Annotated in this window: 9 protein-coding genes; 4 read left to right on the top strand and 5 right to left on the bottom strand. The window is 47.8% G+C overall.

What is annotated here, in order from left to right; translation table 11 throughout:
• Positions 1-69 precede the first annotated feature (69 nt).
• Both V7S65_RS03710 and V7S65_RS03715 read right to left on the bottom strand, forming a co-directional pair.
• Positions 70-2,916, bottom strand: coding sequence for a TIM-barrel domain-containing protein (locus V7S65_RS03710; protein WP_336386150.1), 2,847 nt, complete (start codon positions 2,914-2,916; stop codon positions 70-72).
• A 485-nt stretch (positions 2,917-3,401) separates the two neighbouring features.
• Complete coding sequence (locus V7S65_RS03715) at positions 3,402-7,436, bottom strand: hybrid sensor histidine kinase/response regulator transcription factor (protein ID WP_339545179.1); 4,035 nt, start codon at positions 7,434-7,436, stop codon at positions 3,402-3,404.
• 430 nt (positions 7,437-7,866) lie between these two features.
• Here V7S65_RS03715 and V7S65_RS03720 point away from each other — a divergent pair, with 430 nt between their 5' ends.
• Positions 7,867-8,667: a DUF4350 domain-containing protein gene (locus V7S65_RS03720; protein WP_336386148.1), complete on the top strand. Its 801-nt coding sequence runs from the start codon at positions 7,867-7,869 to the stop codon at positions 8,665-8,667.
• Here V7S65_RS03720 and queG read toward each other — a convergent pair.
• Positions 8,664-9,578, bottom strand: coding sequence for a tRNA epoxyqueuosine(34) reductase QueG (queG, locus tag V7S65_RS03725; RefSeq protein WP_111578806.1), 915 nt, complete (start codon positions 9,576-9,578; stop codon positions 8,664-8,666). The genes V7S65_RS03720 and queG overlap by 4 nt on opposite strands.
• A 52-nt stretch (positions 9,579-9,630) precedes the next feature.
• On the opposite strand from queG, the gene V7S65_RS03730 reads away from it, so the two are divergent.
• Both V7S65_RS03730 and V7S65_RS03735 read left to right on the top strand, forming a co-directional pair.
• Positions 9,631-11,661 (top strand): DUF3857 domain-containing protein, encoded by a 2,031-nt coding sequence (locus V7S65_RS03730; RefSeq protein WP_336386147.1) that lies wholly within the window; start codon positions 9,631-9,633, stop codon positions 11,659-11,661.
• A 3-nt stretch (positions 11,662-11,664) separates the two neighbouring features.
• Positions 11,665-13,578: a DUF3857 domain-containing protein gene (locus tag V7S65_RS03735; protein ID WP_336386146.1), complete on the top strand. Its 1,914-nt coding sequence runs from the start codon at positions 11,665-11,667 to the stop codon at positions 13,576-13,578.
• A gap of 44 nt (positions 13,579-13,622) precedes the next feature.
• Here V7S65_RS03735 and V7S65_RS03740 read toward each other — a convergent pair whose 3' ends face one another.
• Positions 13,623-14,903 (bottom strand): OmpA family protein, encoded by a 1,281-nt coding sequence (locus tag V7S65_RS03740; RefSeq protein WP_336386145.1) that lies wholly within the window; start codon positions 14,901-14,903, stop codon positions 13,623-13,625.
• Positions 14,904-15,126: 223 nt separating this feature from the next.
• A complete protein-coding gene (locus tag V7S65_RS03745) occupies positions 15,127-17,463 on the bottom strand; it encodes a PDZ domain-containing protein (protein WP_336386144.1) in 2,337 nt (778 codons plus the stop codon).
• Positions 17,464-17,670: 207 nt separating this feature from the next.
• Between V7S65_RS03745 and clpB the strand changes: the two genes are divergently transcribed.
• A complete protein-coding gene (clpB, locus tag V7S65_RS03750) occupies positions 17,671-20,271 on the top strand; it encodes an ATP-dependent chaperone ClpB (protein ID WP_079468153.1) in 2,601 nt (866 codons plus the stop codon).
• Positions 20,272-20,377 lie beyond the last annotated feature (106 nt).

A 20,377-nucleotide genomic window follows, 5' to 3' on the forward strand; every position in this document is an offset into this window, starting at 1 on the left:
TTTAACGTGTTTTATTTAGGCAAAGGAGTATGAATAATGTTTGAATGTTTTCAGAAGAAGTGGTCCAGGTCAGATGGCCCGGACCGTTTTTGCTATTCCATTATATGTTATCATTTCACCTTTCTTATTGTTGATGTCCGGTCCTGCTGCGTTTTGCTTACCTACAAATGTTACCAGGAAATACCTTTGCTGCAGCATGCCGGGAAAACGACCTTCCCGTTGTCCTATTGTGAGTGTTTTGGCGGCTTCATTCCATTTGAAAGAAATGTTGCTGAAAGCGCCTTTCTCGTATTGGTAGTTATTATTTTCATCTTCATACAAAGTAAATTCCCCGTCCTTGCCGGTATACACATACAGCTGTATAGTATCGGCCTTGCGCTCACTGGTGTATTGCAGTGCAGGACCTACCGGCAGGATAGCGCCTTCTCTCACATACAAAGGCATTCGCTGCAAAGGCGCTGCTGCGGTAATATGCTGACCACCTGTTTCATATTTTCCGGTATAGAAATCGTACCAGCCATTGCCTGCGGGCAGGTACAGTTCCCGGCTGCGGGCATGGTATTCCGTTACAGGGTTTACCAGCAGCGAAGGACCAAACATATACTGGTCGCGGATATTCAGCACCGCTGTATCCTGACCGTAATCCATCACCAGGCCACGCATCATCGTATAGTCGTGATGGTAAGTATTACCTGCTACGGAGTAGATGTATGGCAGCAGGCGGTAACGCAGCTGGTCGTAGTATAACATCGATTGATATGCTACGCTGCTGTCGGGCGCAATATTGAACATCTCGCGGTATGGATATTGCCCGTGTGAACGGAACAGCGGGCAGAAAGCGCCATACTGGAACCAGCGTGTATTGAGTTCTCTCCATTCTTCCAGTGCAGGCCCCTGCGGATCAGGCTGATCGTATTTATCTTCCACAAAAAAACCTCCGATATCTGTAGTCCAGTAAGGCAAGCCTGACAAACTGAAGTTCAGCCCGCCCGGGATCTGTCTTTTGAACTCTTCAAAGGTGGCGGCGATATCACCGCTCCAGGTGGCGGCGGCATAGCGCTGCAACCCTGCGTAAGCGGAGCGGGTAAGGATAAACACACGTTGATCCGGTTTGGCTGCCCGTTGACCTTCATAAATGCCCTGTGCATTTACGAGCGCATAAGTGTTGAAATATTGAGTAGCTGATCCCAGCGCTGTAGGATTCATGAGTGTTTTACGTTCTTCGATAGACGCATTGGATAAGATATCCGGCTCTGTGGCATCGAGCCACCAGGCGTCCACGCCCTTGCTGAGCAGGTTTTTCTGCAACAGGCTCCAGAACAGTTTACGCGCTTCCGGGTTAAAGGCATCGTAAAACGTAGATACATAACCGTTACCTATCCAGTCGCGTTGCCTGTTTTTAATATTCTGTTTGTATAACCAGCCCTTGCTGTCGAATAGTTTATAGTTGGCGATGCCTTCATAAAACTTAGGCCATACGGAGATCATGAAGTTGGTATGGTATTGTTTGTGCAGGCGGCTGATCATGCCGGTGGGATCGGGAAAACGCGCAGGATCAAACTGCTGGCTGCCCCATTCGTCCTGTTTCCAGTAACTCCAGTCCAGTACAATATTGTCCAGCGGGATTTTTCTTTTGCGGAATTCAGCTACGGTATTTTCAATCTCGTCCTGTGTTTTGTAGCGTTCCCGGCTTTGCCAGAAGCCCAGCGCCCAGCGGGGTATCATGGTAGCCTTGCCGGTTACCTGCCGGTAGCCGCTGATCACTTCATCCATATGCCCGCCATACATAAAGTAGTAGTCGATTTTTTCGCCTGCTTCTGAAGTCAGCTGCATTTTATCTGCTCCTTCAGCGGGAGTAGGAGGAAGGAATTTAAGGGAGATAAAGGATTGGGCGGTTTCCGGGATCCATTCCACTTTTACAGTAGTAGGCTGTCCTTTTTGAAGGAGATGCCTGAACACAGACGCGCCGGGATTCCAGCTTTCCCTCCACCGGTCCAGTTTCAGCTGGCCATTGATCCATACTTTGGTATAGCCGGAGGTGGTCATGAAGAATTTGTATTCACCGGTTTCATCTGCATTCACCGTGCCTTCCCAGGTTACTTTTCCTTTTATCATTGGAAAAGTGGCTGGCAGCGACGGGAGGCGATCCAGGAATTCATAGTCGATTTTATCTTCCACCTTATTTACATACACCGTATTATTATAACGGTCGCCATAGGTAGCGCTGAATCCAGGTTTCCCGTCGGCAGACATTAAGTGTAATTCGGACATTTGTTTATAGGGGCGGTTGTCGCCAAAACGGGTAATGGAATAGTTATCCCATAAAATGCCATAGTTACGGTTGGATACTACAAACGGCACGGCGGCCACAGAGTTGTACTGTGTAAGATCCACGTCCTGGTTTTTGTAGTTCATTAAACCGGTCTGGTGTTGCCCGAGTCCATAGAACGCTTCATTGGCAGGCGAATCAAATATTTGTTGGATCCGGTATAAAGATTTATTGTCAATGGTAACCGGGGTGAAGATCTTACCGCCGCCGGGTTGTTCCTGTAATATAATGTTGCCGGCTTTATCGCGGAATACTACTGCTCCTGTATTTAGTGCCACTGTGGCGGTAATGCTGGCTGTTTTTAATGTCACGGTTTCATTTTTCTCTTCCGAATCCCACTTGATGGCATTACCATGCGCATCAACAGCCATGAGGCTGGGAGATCCGGTGAAATGATCTTCGGGGGTGGCGGTTACGTGGATCACCTTATCGGAAACCACCTGCAACTTCACCTGCCTGGCACCGTTCCGGGCTGGATTTTTTAAATGAATCAACAGGCCATCAGACAGTTTTTCCACCTGACCGGCATAACACCAGGAAGTGAGGAACGTCATTAGTACGATCGGTATCGCCCTCTTTATCTGCATATTTGAACGGATTTTTTCGTTGGTTGAACGTGGTTGTTACAATTACGGGTGTGGTACCCGAGATGTATTTTCAAAACGTGTTACTTCAAAACGTGTTAAAACAAATGTAAAAGGAGCTTTGGAATCAGAGGGTAGGGGTATGTTTAAGATGTAGGGCGATTATGTTAACCGTTCGGTCCAATGAGGTGATGAAATGATTACGGTTAGGGCATTAAATGTTAACATGCGGCGGAGGAACGGGCTGGTTTTAAGTCCATTATAATAAGAAGAGGCCGATGAGGGAACCTGTGATCACGCAATACAGCAGGATTTCAATCAGCAGGTACAGGCGGTTGCTTCGTTTAAAGTTTTGCTTGAACATAATGAGGTTTAATAGTCAGTCACACAAAATTATCCATTGCACCCCGTAGGCAGGGGGCGCATTTCGTTATTTAATGGGGCAGATTTGTTGTTTTACGGGATGATGTATAATTGAAGTAGGGGGATTATTTCTTCTTTCCGTAAACGGAAGGGAGCACATTGTACTCCATCTTAAAATACTTTGTAAAGTATTTTGGGTTGTTGAACCCAACTTCATAGGCGACTTCGGCTACGGTAAGCTGGCTTTTTTCGAGCAGCTGTGCCGCCCGCTTTAAACGGATGCTCCGGATAAATTCAATGGGCGACCGGCCGGTGAGGGCCAGGATCTTTTTATACACAGATACCCGGCTCATAAAAAGCGCCTTGCTCAGTTCTTCTACCGAGAAGTCGGGATTGGAGATATTCTTCTCTACAATTTGTAAAGCCTGCTGGATAAATTGTTCATCGGCAGATGAAATAGCTACTTCTCCGGGATGGGCTTCTATATATTGCTGGAATGTTTTTCTGAGAGATGATTGCTGGGAGATAATGTTTTTAATCCGCGAAAGCAACACCTCGAAGTTAAAAGGCTTGGTGATGTAGTCGGATGCACCGGTTTCCAGCGCCTCCAGTTGCTGGGCCTCTTCAGCCCTGGCAGTGAGCAACACAATAGGTAAGTGGGCGGTGCGTTGCTGGGCGCGTACCTTTTTACATAATTCCAGTCCATCCATTTCCGGCATGGAAATATCGCTTACAATCAGGTGCGGGAGTGTTTGCTGCAGCACTCTCCAGGCAGCAAGCCCGTTTTCTGCTTCTATAATCTGGAAGTACTGGGTAAGGTTGTCTTTCAGATAAAAACGGAAATCCTCATTATCCTCTACCAGTAAGATCACCGGTTTTTTTGAGTTGCTGTTCACAGTGGCGGCCGGTGTAACGGCAGTGGTAGTACGAATAGTTTCCTGTACAACCCCGGGAACAGCAACGGTAGCTGTTTTAACCGGCAGGTACACCGTAAAGCAGCTGCCCATTTCCGGCGCACTGTCTACCGTAATGCTGCCGCCATGCATTTTCACAAACTCCTTTGTGATGGATAACCCGATCCCACTGCCCTGGTTGACCATAGAAGCTGGTACTTCATGTTGAAAGAACCTTTCAAAAATATACTCCTGCTTCTCCGGCGGAATACCAATACCATTATCTTTCACGGCAATTTCCAGTTGCGCGGTTGTTTCCTGGTAGCTAACGTGAACGGATATACTGCCTTCCTCAGGCGTAAATTTAAAGGCATTGGAGAGCAGGTTAAAGATGATCTTCTCAATTTTATCTGCATCGTACAACATCTTCAGCTCCTGCACATTGCTCTGGAAGTTAAGCTGGATATGCTTTTTATCTGACAGATCAGAAAATGACCCGGTAAGATCTTTTACAAAACCGACGATATCGCCTTCTGCGGCGTGGAGTTTTATTTCCTGGACCTCCATTTTACGGAAGTCGAGCAACTGGTTTACCAGGTTGAGTAAGCGCCGGGCATTCCGCTGCATCAGCTCCAGCTGTACTTTTAAGCCGTTTTCGGATGTTTGCCGGATGATTTTTTCCAGCGGGGTGATGATCAGGCTGAGTGGCGTTCTGAACTCATGGCTTACGTTGGTGAAGAAACGGATTTTCAGGGCATCCAGTTCGTGCATGCGCGCGGCTTCCTGCGTTTGCTGCTCCATCCTGAACTTCAGCCGTTCCCTTTCCAGGATGATACGGCGGGCCAGCAGCAGGGCGCCCAGTATCAGCAATACATAGCCCAGGAAGGCGGGCCAGGTTTTCCAGAAGGGGGGAAGTACTTTTATTTTCAGGGTGATTCCTTTTTCATTCCATACGCCGTCGTTATTAGAGGCTTTTACCCGGAAAGTATATTCACCTGGATCGAGGTTGGTGAAGGTGGCTTTCCTTTGCAGGCCATCGGTATATAGCCAGTCTCTATTAAATCCTTCCAGCATATAGGCATACCTGTTCTTTTCCGGGTGGAAATAATTCAGGGAGGCAAATTCAATGGAGAACACATTTTCACCATGTTTCAGGGTGATGCTTTGTGTTTCAGGGATCGCGGCTTTCAGCAATACGCGGCCATTGATCTTTTCGCCGGGCAGTATGCTTTTATTAAAGATCTGCAGATCGGTGAGTACTACAGGCGGGATGTTATTGTTGAGGGCAATGGCGTTTGGATAAAACAGGTTAAAGCCGTTGCCACCGCCGAATATCAGCTCCCCACGGCTGGTTTTCAGTGCAGCGTTTTCGTTGAAGTCTTTTCCCTGCAACCCGTCAGATTCATCATAATTTTTAAAGGTAAAGGCATCAGCACTGATGGTCATATTGGACAAGCCGTTGGGAGTGCTCATCCATAAGCTGTGATCGTTGGCTTCGAGGATGTTCAGGATGGAGTTGTCCGGCAGACCGTTTTCTTTGCGGAGGGCGCGGAAGTTATTATTTTTTGGATGGAAGAGGTCCAGTCCTTCCCGGGTGCCTATCCAGATGCGTTGCTGGCTGTCCTGGAAAATGCATACCACGTTATTATGACTCAGACTGCTGCTGTCGCCGGGGAGATTATTGTAATGTTTGAAGGCGCCGGTGGCCAGGTGTTGTACATCCAGTCCGTCGGAGGTACCTATCCAGAGGTTCCCTTGCCGGTCTTCCAGCAGGGCGGAAATGTAGGTGGACTTCACCTGTGGGAAATGCTCAAACCGGCCGGTGGCAGGGTTCATCCGGTTAAGGCCGCCGCCGAGGGTGCCTACCCACAGTTGGTGGCGACTGTCTTCCAGTATTTCCCAGATGCTGTTATCGCTGATACTGGTGCTGTCTGCCGGGTTATGTTTGTAATGAATAAAGCGGCTGCCATCGAACCGGTCCAGTCCCCCGAAGTAGGTGCCTACCCATAGTTGTTTGTTGTGATCTATACAAAGACTTACAATTACATTTCCCGCGATGCTGTTGTTGTTGTTGGCATCGTGCCTGTATTGGGTAAAGGTGTTGCGGCTGCGGTCAAAGTAAATCAGTCCGCCGCCGTTGGTGCCTATCCATAAATTGCCGGCTTCATCTTCCACAAACCTGTTTACATCGTTATAGGGCAAACTGTTACGGCTATACGCCTGGTATTGGTAGAGCGGGAATTTTACCATGTTTTCATGGTAATAGTTCAGTCCTTTTTTAAAGGTCCCGATCCATATAATGCCGGTATTATCTTTATAGAGGGTGGTGATACTGTTCTGGCTCAGGCTGCGGTTATCTTCATTGATATTCTCAATATAACGGACGCTTTGTGTTTTCTTATTAATGATATTAATACCACCATGATCGGTACCTATCCATACCAGCCCGTTGTTGTCCGGAACAATGCCTCGTACGATATTATTGTTCAGCGCGAGGCCGGGGGTACTCTGATCGATATGCCGGAACTGTTGGGTACGCACATCAAAAAAGTAAACGCCGTTGTCTTCGTTGGTGCTGAACAGCCACAGGTCGCCGTCGGTATCCGCCACCATAGACCAGCTGTTGCCGGGGATTGCCGGGCGCACGAGTGTATTGTTGCGGTAAACAATGCGGTGGCTGCGGGCGTCCATTTTTTCCAGTAAGCCATTGCTGTGCAACAGCCAGTAGTGACCGGCTTTGCCGGGTAGCAGTGCCGATACGCTGTTGGTGCCGATGCTGCCGCCGTCGCTGGTATGGGTAAACTGTTGCGCCCTGTTGCCGGCATCCACCAGGAACACGCCTGCTGTGGGATGCAGGAACCAGTATCCGCCGGATGGGTCATGCACAATATCCGTCACTACATTTCCGGAAAAGCCCCATTGGCTGAGGATTTTTTCGGGGCGACGGTTAAAACGGGTGGTTACCGGGTCATAGATATTGATGCCGGAGCGGGTCCTGACCCAGAGTTGCTGCCCGGGACCGGCCATGATTTTATTGATGTTGTTATCTGCCACAGAGGTGGTGTCGCGCAGATCGTGCTGGTAAACGGTGAAGTGATACCCGTCGAACCGGTTCAGTCCTGATACGGTACCAATCCACATAAAGCCCATACTATCCCTGAAAACGCAGTTGACCTGGTTGTTGGACAGCCCCTGGTTGATATCAATCCGGTTGAACTGATAGGGGAGTGTTTGCCCCTGCGTTACTGAAGTAACGAGGAATAACAAGATGAATATTAAGACCCGCTTCCGCATGTACACACACCTTACCTGGTTGAAAAATTGTTGGTCTGACAATTATTATAATTGCGCAGCAATATAGTATAAAACAGATATAAAAAAAGAAAGGTCGAAAGAATTCGACCTTTATTGCTAAAATTCCACGTTATGGCACTCAGGTCCATAAAAAGTTAATCAACTAAAATCCGGCATAGCCGGTATATGATAAATGATATTTTGCGGTTTATGGGGTAGCCAGCCTCTTGCTATACAAAAGTAGGTGAAGCTAAAACGATTGTCAAGAAATTAGCAAACATTATTTAAAAAAAGGTAAAAAACATCCGGACCTCATATTTTTTTCTCAGGCTGGATAATTTCGTTCCCGGAGCGCTATAATCTTTGAAGATTATTGAGTACTTTTTTGCCAATCTGAAAATCCATGAAACGTATTACTTTAAGTATGATGCTGTTGGGAGGAACCTGGCTAACCACCTTCGCGCAGCAACCACCTGCAAAGCAGCTCACCGTTACGCTTGATTACTATTACAATAACGAGTTCAAAAAAGACAACGCCGGCAACCCGGTGAGGTGGCATTACATCTGGGGCGAAACGGATAACGGCGGCGTGTCGCTGTGGGGGCATATTTTCGACTCCCTCGGGGTGAAAAGGGATAGCCTGCTGCAGGCGCCCACGGCGGCCAACCTGAAAAACACAGGCATTTATGTGATCATTGATCCGGACACGGATAAGGAATCGCCCACGCCCAACTATATGAACGAAAAGGATGCCCGCGCCATTTATAACTGGGTAAAGGCTGGCGGAGTGCTGGTATTGCTGGAGAACGACTCTGCCAACGCGGAGTTTTCGCACTTTAACAGGCTGAGTGAAAAGTTCGGGATCCATTTTAACGGCGACAGCCGCAACCGGGTAAAGGGTAAAAACTGGGAGCAGGGTACTTTTCATATCCCGGCAGGGCATGAAATATTCCAGGCAGGAAGACAGGTGTATATCAAGGAGCTGTCTACCTTAACCCTGAAAGCCCCTGCAAGAGCGGTTTACAAGGATGGCGACTATGTGATTATGGCGGTGGCGGAAGTAGGAAAAGGAAAGGTGTTTGCCGTTGGCGACCCCTGGTTTTATAACGAATATGTGGATGGAAAGAAGCTGCCGGCATCTTTCCAAAACTATGAAGCAGCAACAGACCTTACCCAATGGCTCATTAAAGCGGCCGGACGCTAGGTGTTCAGGAAGTTGATGTTTCTCCTGATACCGGCAAACTTACTGCGTTTAAGAGGGGAGTGACGGAAGATGTCTTTAAAGGCTTCTTCTGTCAGCTCTTCCCAGTCGCGGGTAGAAAAGTTCAGGATCGCCGGCACGGGGGTAAAAGCCGCTTCCTGGCTGGCTTTGGAAAAACGGTTCCACGGACAAACATCCTGGCAGGTGTCGCAGCCAAACATCCAGTTATCAAATTGTCCCTTCATTTTATCGGGGATCAGCTGTTCTTTCAGTTCTATGGTAAAATAGGAAATACATTTACTGCCATCCACTACGCCGGGCGCTACCAGTGCTTCTGTGGGGCAGGCATCCAGGCAGCGGGTACAGGAACCGCAGTAGTCGGCCACCGGGCCGTCGTATTCCAGTTCAATATCGGTAATCAGGGTGGCTATAAAGAAAAACGAGCCGGCCTGTTTATGGATCAGGTTCCCGTTTTTACCGATCCAGCCTAACCCGCTGCGGGTGGCCCAGGCGCGCTCCAGCACGGGGGCGGAATCCACAAATCCCCGGCCCTGAACGGGGCCTATGCGTTCCTGCATACGCAGCAACATCGTTTTCAGCCGCGCCCGGATCACCTCATGATAATCCTGCCCGTAGGCGTATTTGGAGATACGCGGGGCGTCGGTACGCTGCTGCGTGGACGGAAAATAGTTAAACAACAGGGTGATCACCGATTGCGCGCCGTCTACCAGCTTACGCGGATCGATCCTTTTGTCGAAATGATGCTCCATATACTGCATGTTGCCATGCATACCCTTATTCAGCCACGTTTCCAACCGGCGGGCATCGTCATCCAGCTGCACCGCTTTCGCAATGCCGCAATGGTCAAATCCTAACTCTTTTGCCAGCTCTTTTATGAATAAAGTGTGGGTCATCCGGGCAAAATTAGCATATTATTTATATCTTCGGTCCGCATATATATCCCATATGCCCGTTAACTGTATGCGCTATACCTTTGTTACGCTGGCTCCCATTGTCAGCTGTTTGTTCGCCCTGTCCTCCTTTGCCCAGGACGGAAGTAAAATGAAATTTGGTAAGGTCTCCAAAGAAGAATTTGCTATTAAGAGATCAGAGAAAGATACCGGCGCCCACGCCATCATCCTGTCTGAAATCGGCTCCTCCATTTTTGAGTCGGATGGAAACGACCTTCGCCTCGTGTATAAAGTACACCGGCGCATCAAGGTCGTTGATCCAAACGGCTATGATGTAGCTACCGTTCTGGTGCCGATATACAAATCAGAATCGTCGGAAGAGAAATTGCTGAACCTGAAAGCAGCTGCCTACAACCTCGAAAACGGGGAAGTGGTGGAAACAAAAATGGAAAGCAAAAATGTATTCAACGACAAACAGGATAAATCCCTGCTGATAAAGAAATTCACCCTGCCCGCAGTAAAGGAAGGCACTATCATTGAATACACTTATTCGATTGCTTCCCCATTTTACCGGCACTTGCGGGCCTGGAACTTCCAGGGGCAATATCCCCGCCTGTGGAGCGAATACAGTGTGGCTATCCCGGAGTACTTCGACTATATGCTCATCCCGCAGGGATATGAGCCATATGTGGTAAAAACAAAAACGTATTCCCGTTCTACTTTTACCTTCCGTAATGAATCGCATGGAGCTACCGGGCCTTCCAACCTGGTAACGGTAACGCCTTCCATCACCACTTATAAATGGGCGCTGAAAGATGTGCCGCCAATTAATGAAGAGAGTTATATCACCACTACCGATAACTATGTAAACCGGGTAGAATTCCAGTTGTCTGCCTACAACTGGCCCGGAGAGCCGCGCAAGCCGGTACAAAGCACCTGGGAGGATCTGATGAAAGACCTGATGAAACAGGAAGAACTGGGTAAAGTGCTCACTACCTACAATGGATTCCTTTCTGATAAAGTAGACGAACTGGTAAAAGATGCTAAAACCGATAAGGAAAAAGTGCAGAAAATCTATACCTGGGTCCGCGATAATTTCATCTGTACTGATCACAGCGCCCTGTGGATGGAAAAATCACTAAAAACCGTTTTTAATTCAAAGAACGGGAACGTGTCCGACATCAACATGTTGCTGGTAGCTATGCTGAAGAAAGCCAACCTTTTTGCTACCCCATTACTGCTGAGTACCCGCAGCAATGGATATGTATACCAGTTTTATCCTTTGTATACCCACTTCAATTATGTGATTGCCGGTGTAAACCTGGGAGAAGAATACCTGAAACTGGATGCCTCCAGACCTTTGCTGGGCTTCGGAAAGCTGCCGGCAGAATGTTACAACGGCGCCGCCCGCGCATTGGATGATTTTGCCACTCCTGTGATCCTGGGAGCGGACTCCCTGAAAGAACAACGGTTTACCAGTGTTGTGCTGGGGAAAATAGAAAACGGTATGGTGTCGGGCTCTTTTATGCAACGGCCTACCTACTTTGATTCTTACAAAATAAGGACGGCAGTAAAAGATGAAGATCCGGAAGAGTTCTTTAAGCGGATAACAAAATCCTATACCGGCGAAATAGAACTGGAGAATAAAGCGATAGAGGATTTGAAAGAACTGGAGTCGCCCGTGATGGTAAAATACGATTTTAAGCTGCAGGTAGGCGATGGCGAAGTGTTGTACATCAACCCGCTGTTGTCGGAAGCCTATAGAAGCAACCCCTTCAAAGCGATGGAGCGCAAGTTCCCTGTAGAAATGAATAGTGTATCTGATGAAGTGTATTCTTTTAATATGGACGTGCCGGAGGGCTATGTAGTGGATGAACTGCCGAAATCGGCAGTAGCAAACTATAACGGCGACGAAGGCCAGTTTCAGTACCTTATCCAGCAAGTAGAAAATCACATACAACTGCGCTGCCGGGTAAGACTAAACAAAGCCAACTTTGAACCCGAAGAGTATGTAACCCTGCGCGACTTCTATGACCTGGTGGTAAAGAAAGAAGCAGAACAGATTGTGTTAAAAAAGAAAAAGTAAAGTATGCGTAAGCAATTATCAATAGCGATCCTGTTTTTCCTTGTTGCTGTGTCGCATGTGGTGCTGGCAGGAGACCCGGTTTATCCCGTGAGTGCTATTCCTGATTCACTGAGAGCGAATGCACACGTGGTAATAAGACTCGACGAGCAGACGTTGAAAATCAATGATCTCACGGATATACGTTTGGTATCGCATAAGGTGATTACAGTGTTGGATGAAGCCGGCGCAGACTATGCGAAACTGGTAGTATATTATGATCAGCTGATAGAGATCCGCTCTGTCAGTGGTGCGTTATATGACGCCGGAGGCAAGCTGGTGAAACGTTTGAAACAAAGCGATATGCGCGATGTAAGTGCTGTTGGCGGTGGCAGTCTGATGACAGACGACCGGGCGAAGCTGCACCAGTTCTATCATAACGTGTATCCTTACACGGTGGAGTATGAAACAGAGACGCGTAGTAATACAACGGCCATAATGCCGAGGTGGCAGCCACAAGATAATATTTTTGCTACTGTAGAAAAGGGTCGTTTAACGGTTATTTACCCGGAAAACTATGAACTGCGTTACAGCAGTTACCTCTATGCTGGTAAACCTGTCATCACCACCGATAAAGGCAACAAAAGCATCACCTGGGAGATCAGCCAACTGACAGCGCTGAAGAATGAGGTTTACCCGGCGGAATTATACCAACGTACGCCAAGCATTTTCCTGGGCGCAACTGATTTCGAGATGGGGCGCTATAAGGGCAAAATGACTACCTGGAAAGATTTTGGAAGCTTTATATACAAGCTCAATGAAGGACGGGACGTGTTGCCTGATAATATCAAAGCTAAAGTGCGTGAACTGACAGATGGCATCAACAGCCGCCAGGAAAAGATCAGGGTGCTGTATAAGTTCCTTCAGCAGAATAACCGTTATATCAGCATAAGTTTTGGGATAGGCGGATGGCAAACCTTTGATGCCGCGTCTGTAGCCGCTAATGGCTATGGTGATTGTAAGGCGTTGTCAAACTATATGATGGCGATGTTAAAAGAAGCCGGGATTAAATCCAATTGTGTGCTCGTAAAGGCAGGAAAAGGTGAGCATACATTGCCTGAAGATTTCCCGTCGTCCCAGTTTAATCATATGATCCTTTGCGTGCCGGGAGAGAAAGATACCACCTGGCTGGAATGTACCAGTAACACGCTTCCTGCCGGCTACCTGAGCCAGTTTACAGACAACCGGCCGGTATTGTTGGTAGATGCACAGGACAGTAAATTAATACACACCCCTGTTTACGGAATGGATTGCAATGAACAGATCCGTCATGTGAATGCTGTTATTGACTCTGCCGGTAACATTGATATTAAATCGACGACCATTTACAGTGGGCTGCAACAGGATGATTTGCATGAAAGACTGCATTCGCTAAGCCAGGAAAAGCAATTGGAAATACTACGGAAAGGACTGAACCTTTCCAGTTATGATATCAGTAATTACCACTGCGCTGAATTGAACACACCCATTCCTTCCATTGAAGAGAAACTGGACATCAAAGGAAACAACTATGCAACGGTAACGGGCAAACGAATATTCCTTGTTCCCAATATACTTACACGCGGTGGTGTGAAGCTGGAACCCGACGCAACCCGCAAGTCGGATATTAAGATCGATTTTGCTTACCGGGACGTGGATAGCGTGACCATCACGTTGCCGGCAGGGTATAAACCGGAATCACTGCCGGCGCCGGTAACCGTAACCGCGAAATTTGGCAGTTATAATGCTGCGGTTTCTATCAAGGGAAATACGCTGAGCTATATACGAAAAGTAGAAGGGAAGGCGGGGATTTTCCCGGCGGCAGATTACCCGGAACTGGTGAAGTTTTATGCCACTATGCTAAGAGCAGACAGGAGCCGGCTGGTGCTGGTAAAAGAATAAAAAAAGGGAAGGCTGGATGGCCTTCCCTTCGTATTTATATGAATTTATTTTTCGCGTACACTAACGGAAATATGCCGGTCTTTTTTCCTTTCTTCTTCAGGTGCATCAGCTGCTGCTTTTGCAAACTGTGAACCATAGCCTTCTGCGCCAAGTAACTGCGCGGCGTTGGTATTACTTTTCTTTAATGCAGTGACTACAGATTCAGCGCGTTCTTTAGACAGCCGCAAGTTAAGGGTGCTGTCGCCCGTGCGGTCGGTATAGCCACCGATCTTTATTTTAGCTTTGGGGAATGCTTTCATAATAGCGGCAATATTGCCTACCTGTTTCATGCTTTCTTCTGTCAGTTCGGCGCTGCCGGTTTTGAAGTTGAGGTTATCGAAATCAAACCATACATCTTTGCCTGCTGCGCGGCTGTTGTCTTTCAGGAATACTACCAGCTGATCTTCTATACCTCCTTTATATGCATCCAGTACAACGCCGTCGGGGAGGGTTACTTTGATACTTTCGCGGGTAACTACCGGGCCGCCTTCCGTAACGGTCATGGTAGCAGAATCTGCAAGCTGGCTGGTAGTAACGCTATCCGTAACCGGGATACCATCATGTTTATTGGCGCCGCAACCGCGCATCAGGTACCACAACAGGATGATGGCAATGAGGATGAGCAGCAGGGACCATATCCAGCGGCTGCTGCCGGGTTTGGCGTCCGGTTTGATATTTACGGCGCCGGCGGTAGTAGTAGCGGTATCCATGTGCAGCAGGCTGCCGATTTTTTTACCGAGGTCGCCGATGTTGGCCAGGCCAAGTATACCGGCAATGTTCAGTCCACCGGGTATAGCGCCCAGTATTTTATCTTTTTGTGAGTCAAGCAGGGAAAGAAAGGAATTGGGAGATAGATTGTTTTGGGCCGCGTACTGTCCTACTGTACCCAGCGTTGCCGGCGCAGCAGATTGCAGCAGGGTATTGGCAGATGATTCCTTGATACCGGCAAAAGAGGATAACATGCCGGTAATGGAACTCACTTTGTCGCCGAACAGGCTGCGCAACAAATCAGCGCCTTTACTGAGCAAGCCTCCCGTACCGCCCTGCAGTGCACCGGTAATGGCCGAAGGGTTGGCGTCACCTGCTACTCCTTTCACGAGGTCGAGTAAACCGCCGGCACTTCCGGAGGATCCTGCCTTGTTGAGAAGGCCGGCTAGTACAACCGGTATGATACCGCTGATGGCTTTCTGAATGCCGCCTTCACTTTCTCCAAGTTGTGAGGAGGCCTGACTAACGACATTGTTGTTGAAAATACTTTTAGCGCTTTCCAGTAAATCGAAAGACATAATTGTAGGGTTTAGTGATGAAGAATGTGGTGACCAGTTTTTGACGCTGAATCATCCGGCTGTAAGCAGGAATGTACAGTTTGTACTTCAAGGACTTTTATAACAACGGAGGCGGCCGGGTTGTTTGATTCCCCTAATAATAAACATCCAGATATAAGTTTTAACATATATCTGGATGCTTGTAATATATTGACCCTTAATTAGATGTAAGCGCTTTTCCCTTTTATTGATTGATATTCACCCGCTGCTGATTCCTGAATACGACCAGCGGTACTTTTTTATTTGCGTAGAAAGTACTGGCTTTTAGCAGATCATCCACATTATTCACATTTCTTTCTCCTAACTGTAAAATCACATCGCCTGTTTTTACGGGGTACCTGAAATTTTCCGGTACCGCTACCAGGAAGGCGCCTTTGTTGTCCGGTAAGCCTGCGGCAGAGCGTTCGCCCAGTGTTTCTATATTCTTGACCTGGGCGCCCAGCCAGTTGCTGATATTGGAGGAAGCAGCGGTTGCCGCTTTCAATACGGGCAGCGGCGCTTTTTTAGCAATCGCTTTCAGGTTGGCGGATACCACGCCAAACTGGTTCATCGGGAAATTTTTAAACCCTGCTTTTAATGCGGGCGATCCTGGTTTTACCTGGTAGTTGCCCGTTGCCGGCGACACAAACAAGGGGTTGCCTGCCTGTGAATGTTTATCAGTGGGTGTATTGATGGCAGCTGCATCAGGGAATGCGTTATAATCAATGATATCTCCCCAGTACTTAATACCAATCGGTTTATAGCTGCTGGTTACAATGTTGTGGCGGAAAATATCATGACTGTTTTCAAACCACACATGCGGGTGAAAAGAGTTATTGAGGATCACATTATTTTCTACCGTACGGAAAAATCCTTCCCTCAGTTTAAGTCCGCCGTTCAGGCAAACATTATTGTAGATGTGATAGTTGGAAGAGCCATCGTCCAGGTCAATATCCCAGCCGTGATCACAGCGGAAACGGTTGTTGCGGAGGATGTTTGTTTTTACAGCGTCCTGTTTCACCAGCCAGGGATGCAGTGCAACCATGCTGTCCATTACCTGCCGGTCGGGGTACCACCAGCGGTCGCGCCCCCAGGAGTTGAATGCTCCGTGGTCGCCGGTTTCCAGCACCGTATTAAATACGTCGTTATATTCAATGACATGTCCGCCCCAGGTGCCTTCACTAACGTTAATGCCTGCACGTGGCACATCATAAATGGTATTGTGCGACACGGTAATATCCATTGCCATAGAGATCTGCACACCGGCGCTTTGTTTTTCTATACGGCCGGTACGGTAAATGAGATTATCGTATGCCATGCAGGAATCGGGATAGTCGGGGCTTTGCGGGCCTGCTGCTGTATCCATGCCGGCAAATACGGGCGATTGATTGTATTCAAACAAGGGCGCTCTTACTGCATCGGGGTTGCCGGTAAAACAAATACCGCTGCCGCCGGCATCATGGATGTTACAATGACTGATATTCGCATGGCGGTTGTAATTGCTGACAAAAACAGCGTTGCCCCCGTTATGGTCAAATTCACAACCGGTAATAACGCAGTTCTCGGTGCCATCCAGCAGTACGGCGCCGCCGCGGTAAATGGCCCAGTCGCTCCGCAGCAGCGGTTCCCGTGTATCCATGAACGTGGCATTGGTATGCGCAAAACGTATATCCTTAAACGTGATATCTTTAACGGGATGCGCAGCATCTCCTTTCATTACCACCGTTTCAGATAACCTGGAAACCACTACCGTAGCTGTTTGCAGGTTGGTACCTGCTGCAGGTTTATAGTAAAGTGTTTGGGTGGTTTTATCATAAAACCATTCTTTTTCCGCGTCCAGTTCTTCAAAAATATTCTCTACAAAGCGATGTTGTTCGTGCATACCCATCTGGCGGTTGTTCTGGTAGCCGCCTTCCAGTTGCAGCGTGCCATCTGCATTTACACCGGTGATGCGGTAATGATAACCACCCCATTCCGCCCGGTGGAGGGCGTGTATATAGCCGCCTTCAGGATGTTGCCAGGTTTTTATCCGGGCGGGGCTCAGCGCATCTGCTGCTGTGCCGTTGTAATGTTTCGCGCTGCTGTCGTAATTAGGGTAGCGCGCCCGGACCTGTTGTGCATTGTTAATATAAAGGTGACTGAACTCAAAAGGAATGTTTACGGCTGCTTTGTATATGCCATTTTTCCAGGGGGCCCATTGCAGCTGTAATGGTTTCCCTCCGCTGAGGGTTACTGTACCCGGTTTGCCGGCCGGCCGGAAGGTAACGTTGCCGTTAAAATAGCCGGCAGTCAGCAGCAGGGTGCTGTCCAGGAAATAAGTACCGGGCTGGAACCGGATTTCAACGCTTCTTCCGGGTTGCTGCTGCTGGTATACATGGGCCATTGCAACGGCGGCCTGTAAACTCATGGACGGCTTGCCGGCCGCTGCGGAAGGGTGTGTGGATACCAGCAATGGTATAGCCGGCTTCTTTTGCGCTACCAGCACCGGGGAGAGCAGGAATAACGGTGCTGCATATACGATACAGGCAAATATATTTTTCATAACATATTATAGGTAAAGGGTAAATATACCCGGAATAACCGGGCGGTTATAATGAAAAATTAGCAGTTACTGGACTAATTTTCTGCTAAAAATGCAGTAATCCTTTATCTTATATGTCATAATTTCCGGAGTTGCAACATTGGATCATGGTTTGTTGTTACCAGAAGACGTTTGATAACATCAAAAAAAGGAGAAAAAACAACAGATATGAACTTGAATAATTTCACTATAAAATCGCAGGAAATACTGCAACAGGCCCAGCAACTGGCCTTTAATAATCAAAATCAGTCTATTGAAACCGGGCACCTGCTCAAAGCTTTATTAAATGATGAAGATAGCCCGATTGAATACTTATTAAAGAAGAATGATGTAAACACCTCATTTGTAAATAATAAGTTAAATGAGCAGATCAATAAATACCCACGTATGGTGGGAGGCGAGGGCGGTCAGTCGCTCAGCCGCGACGCCAACAACGTGATCCTGCGTGCAGGAGCAGCCATCAAAGAATTTAAAGATGAATTTGTAAGCGTGGAGCACCTGCTCCTGGGCATCCTCGGCGGTAACGACGATACTGCCAAATTGCTGAAAGATGCCGGTCTTACTGAAAAAGGACTCAAAGCTGCCATCCGGGAACTCCGTAAAGGCGATACCGTTAATTCCCAGAGCGGCGGAACCCAATACAATACCCTTCAGAAATATGCCAAGAACCTGAACGAAATGGCCCGGGAAGGGAAGCTCGACCCGGTGATCGGCCGTGATGAGGAGATCCGCAGAACCCTGCATATCCTCTCCCGCAGGTCTAAAAACAATCCTATCCTGGTGGGTGAACCCGGTGTTGGTAAAACTGCCATCGTAGAAGGGTTGGGGCATCGGATTATTAATGGCGACGTACCTGAAAACCTGAAGTCAAAGATCATTTATGCCCTCGACATGGGCGCTTTGATGGCGGGCGCCAAATACCGCGGTGAGTTTGAAGAAAGATTGAAAGGCGTGGTAAAAGAAGTAGCCGAAAGCAATGGGGAGATCATTCTCTTTATAGATGAGATCCACACGCTGATAGGCGCCGGCGCGATGGAAGGCGCAATGGATGCTGCCAATATCCTGAAACCGGCCCTGGCAAGAGGAGAACTCCGTGCCATTGGCGCCACCACCCTGAATGAATACCAGAAATATTTTGAGAAAGATAAAGCCCTGGAACGCCGTTTCCAGAAGGTGCTGGTAGATGAACCTTCCGTGGAAGATGCCATCTCCATTTTACGTGGACTGAAAGAGAAATATGAAAGTCATCACCACGTACTCATCAAAGATGAAGCAATTATTGCTGCGGTAGAATTATCGCATCGTTATATAACAGACCGCTTTTTACCGGACAAGGCTATTGACCTGATCGATGAAAGTGCGGCTAAACTGAGGCTGGAAATGAATTCCATGCCGGAAGAACTGGATGAACTGGAAAGAAGGATCCGTCAGCTGGAAATTGAAAGGGAAGCGATTAAAAGAGAAAATGATGAAGATAAGTTACGTGAGCTGGGTGAAGAAATAGCACGGCTGGGAGAAGAAAGGAATACGTTCAAGGCAAAATGGCAGGCAGAGAAGGAAGTGGTGGACCAGATCCAGAACGCCAAATCGGCCATTGAAAACCTGCGGCTGGAAGCTGAACAGGCAGAGCGTAACGGCGATTTCGGCCGGGTGGCGGAAATCCGTTATGGTAAAATAAAAGAACAGGAAAAACTGGTAACAGATCTTACAGAAGAGCTGAATAAAATATCTGCTAATCACAAACGTCTTCTTAAAGAAGAAGTAGACGCGGAAGATATCGCGGAAAACGTGGCAAAGGCAACGGGCATCCCGGTATCAAAAATGATGCAGAGCGAAAAGGATAAATTACTGCACCTCGAAGAAGAGCTGCATCAGCGTGTAGTAGGACAGGAAGAAGCTATCATAGCAGTGTCTGATGCTATCCGCCGCAGCCGCGCAGGATTGCAGGATCCGCGCAGACCTATCGGTTCATTCATCTTCCTCGGTACTACCGGTGTTGGTAAAACAGAGCTGGCCAAAGCATTGGCCGAGTACCTGTTTGACGATGAGAACATGATGACCCGTATAGATATGAGCGAATACCAGGAGAAACACTCTGTGAGCCGCCTGGTAGGAGCGCCTCCGGGATATGTGGGATATGATGAAGGTGGCCAGCTGACAGAAGCCGTACGCCGTAAACCATACTCTGTGATACTGCTGGATGAAATTGAGAAAGCACACCCGGATACCTTTAACATTTTGTTACAGGTACTGGACGATGGCCGGTTAACAGATAACAAAGGCCGTGTGGTAAATTTCAAGAATACCATCATCATCATGACCAGTAACATGGGTAGCCATATCATCCAGGAAAATTTTGAAAACATTAACGATACCAACCGGGATGAGATAGTAGATAAAACGAAAGAAGAAGTGATGGCGTTGCTGAAACAAACCATCCGTCCGGAGTTCCTGAACAGGGTAGATGAAGTGATTATGTTCCAGCCATTGCTGAGAAGTGAAATTAAGGGAATAATTAACATTCAGTTACAGCAACTGAAGGATATGGTAGCGAAAAATGGCATGATATTGGAATTTTCAGACTATGCGCTCGAATATCTTTCTGTACAGGGTTACGACCCGCAGTTTGGTGCAAGACCGCTGAAACGCCTCATCCAGAAGGAGATCATTAACCTGTTAAGTAAGAAGATACTGGCAGGCGATATTGACAAATCCAAACCAGTGTTGATTGACGTGTTTGATGGCGTAGTAGTAATCAGAAACAAGTAATTCTAAATACGACGATACATAGTTAACGATAAGCCCCGCGATTCTTCGCGGGGCTTTTTTATGTGTGGTCAGCTTTTGTTAAATTTGAATAAATCAAAAAGTAAGC

The sequence above is a fragment of the Chitinophaga sp. CCNWYY40 genome (assembly GCF_037483205.1).
In the GTDB taxonomy this organism is placed as follows: domain Bacteria; phylum Bacteroidota; class Bacteroidia; order Chitinophagales; family Chitinophagaceae; genus Chitinophaga; species Chitinophaga ginsengisegetis.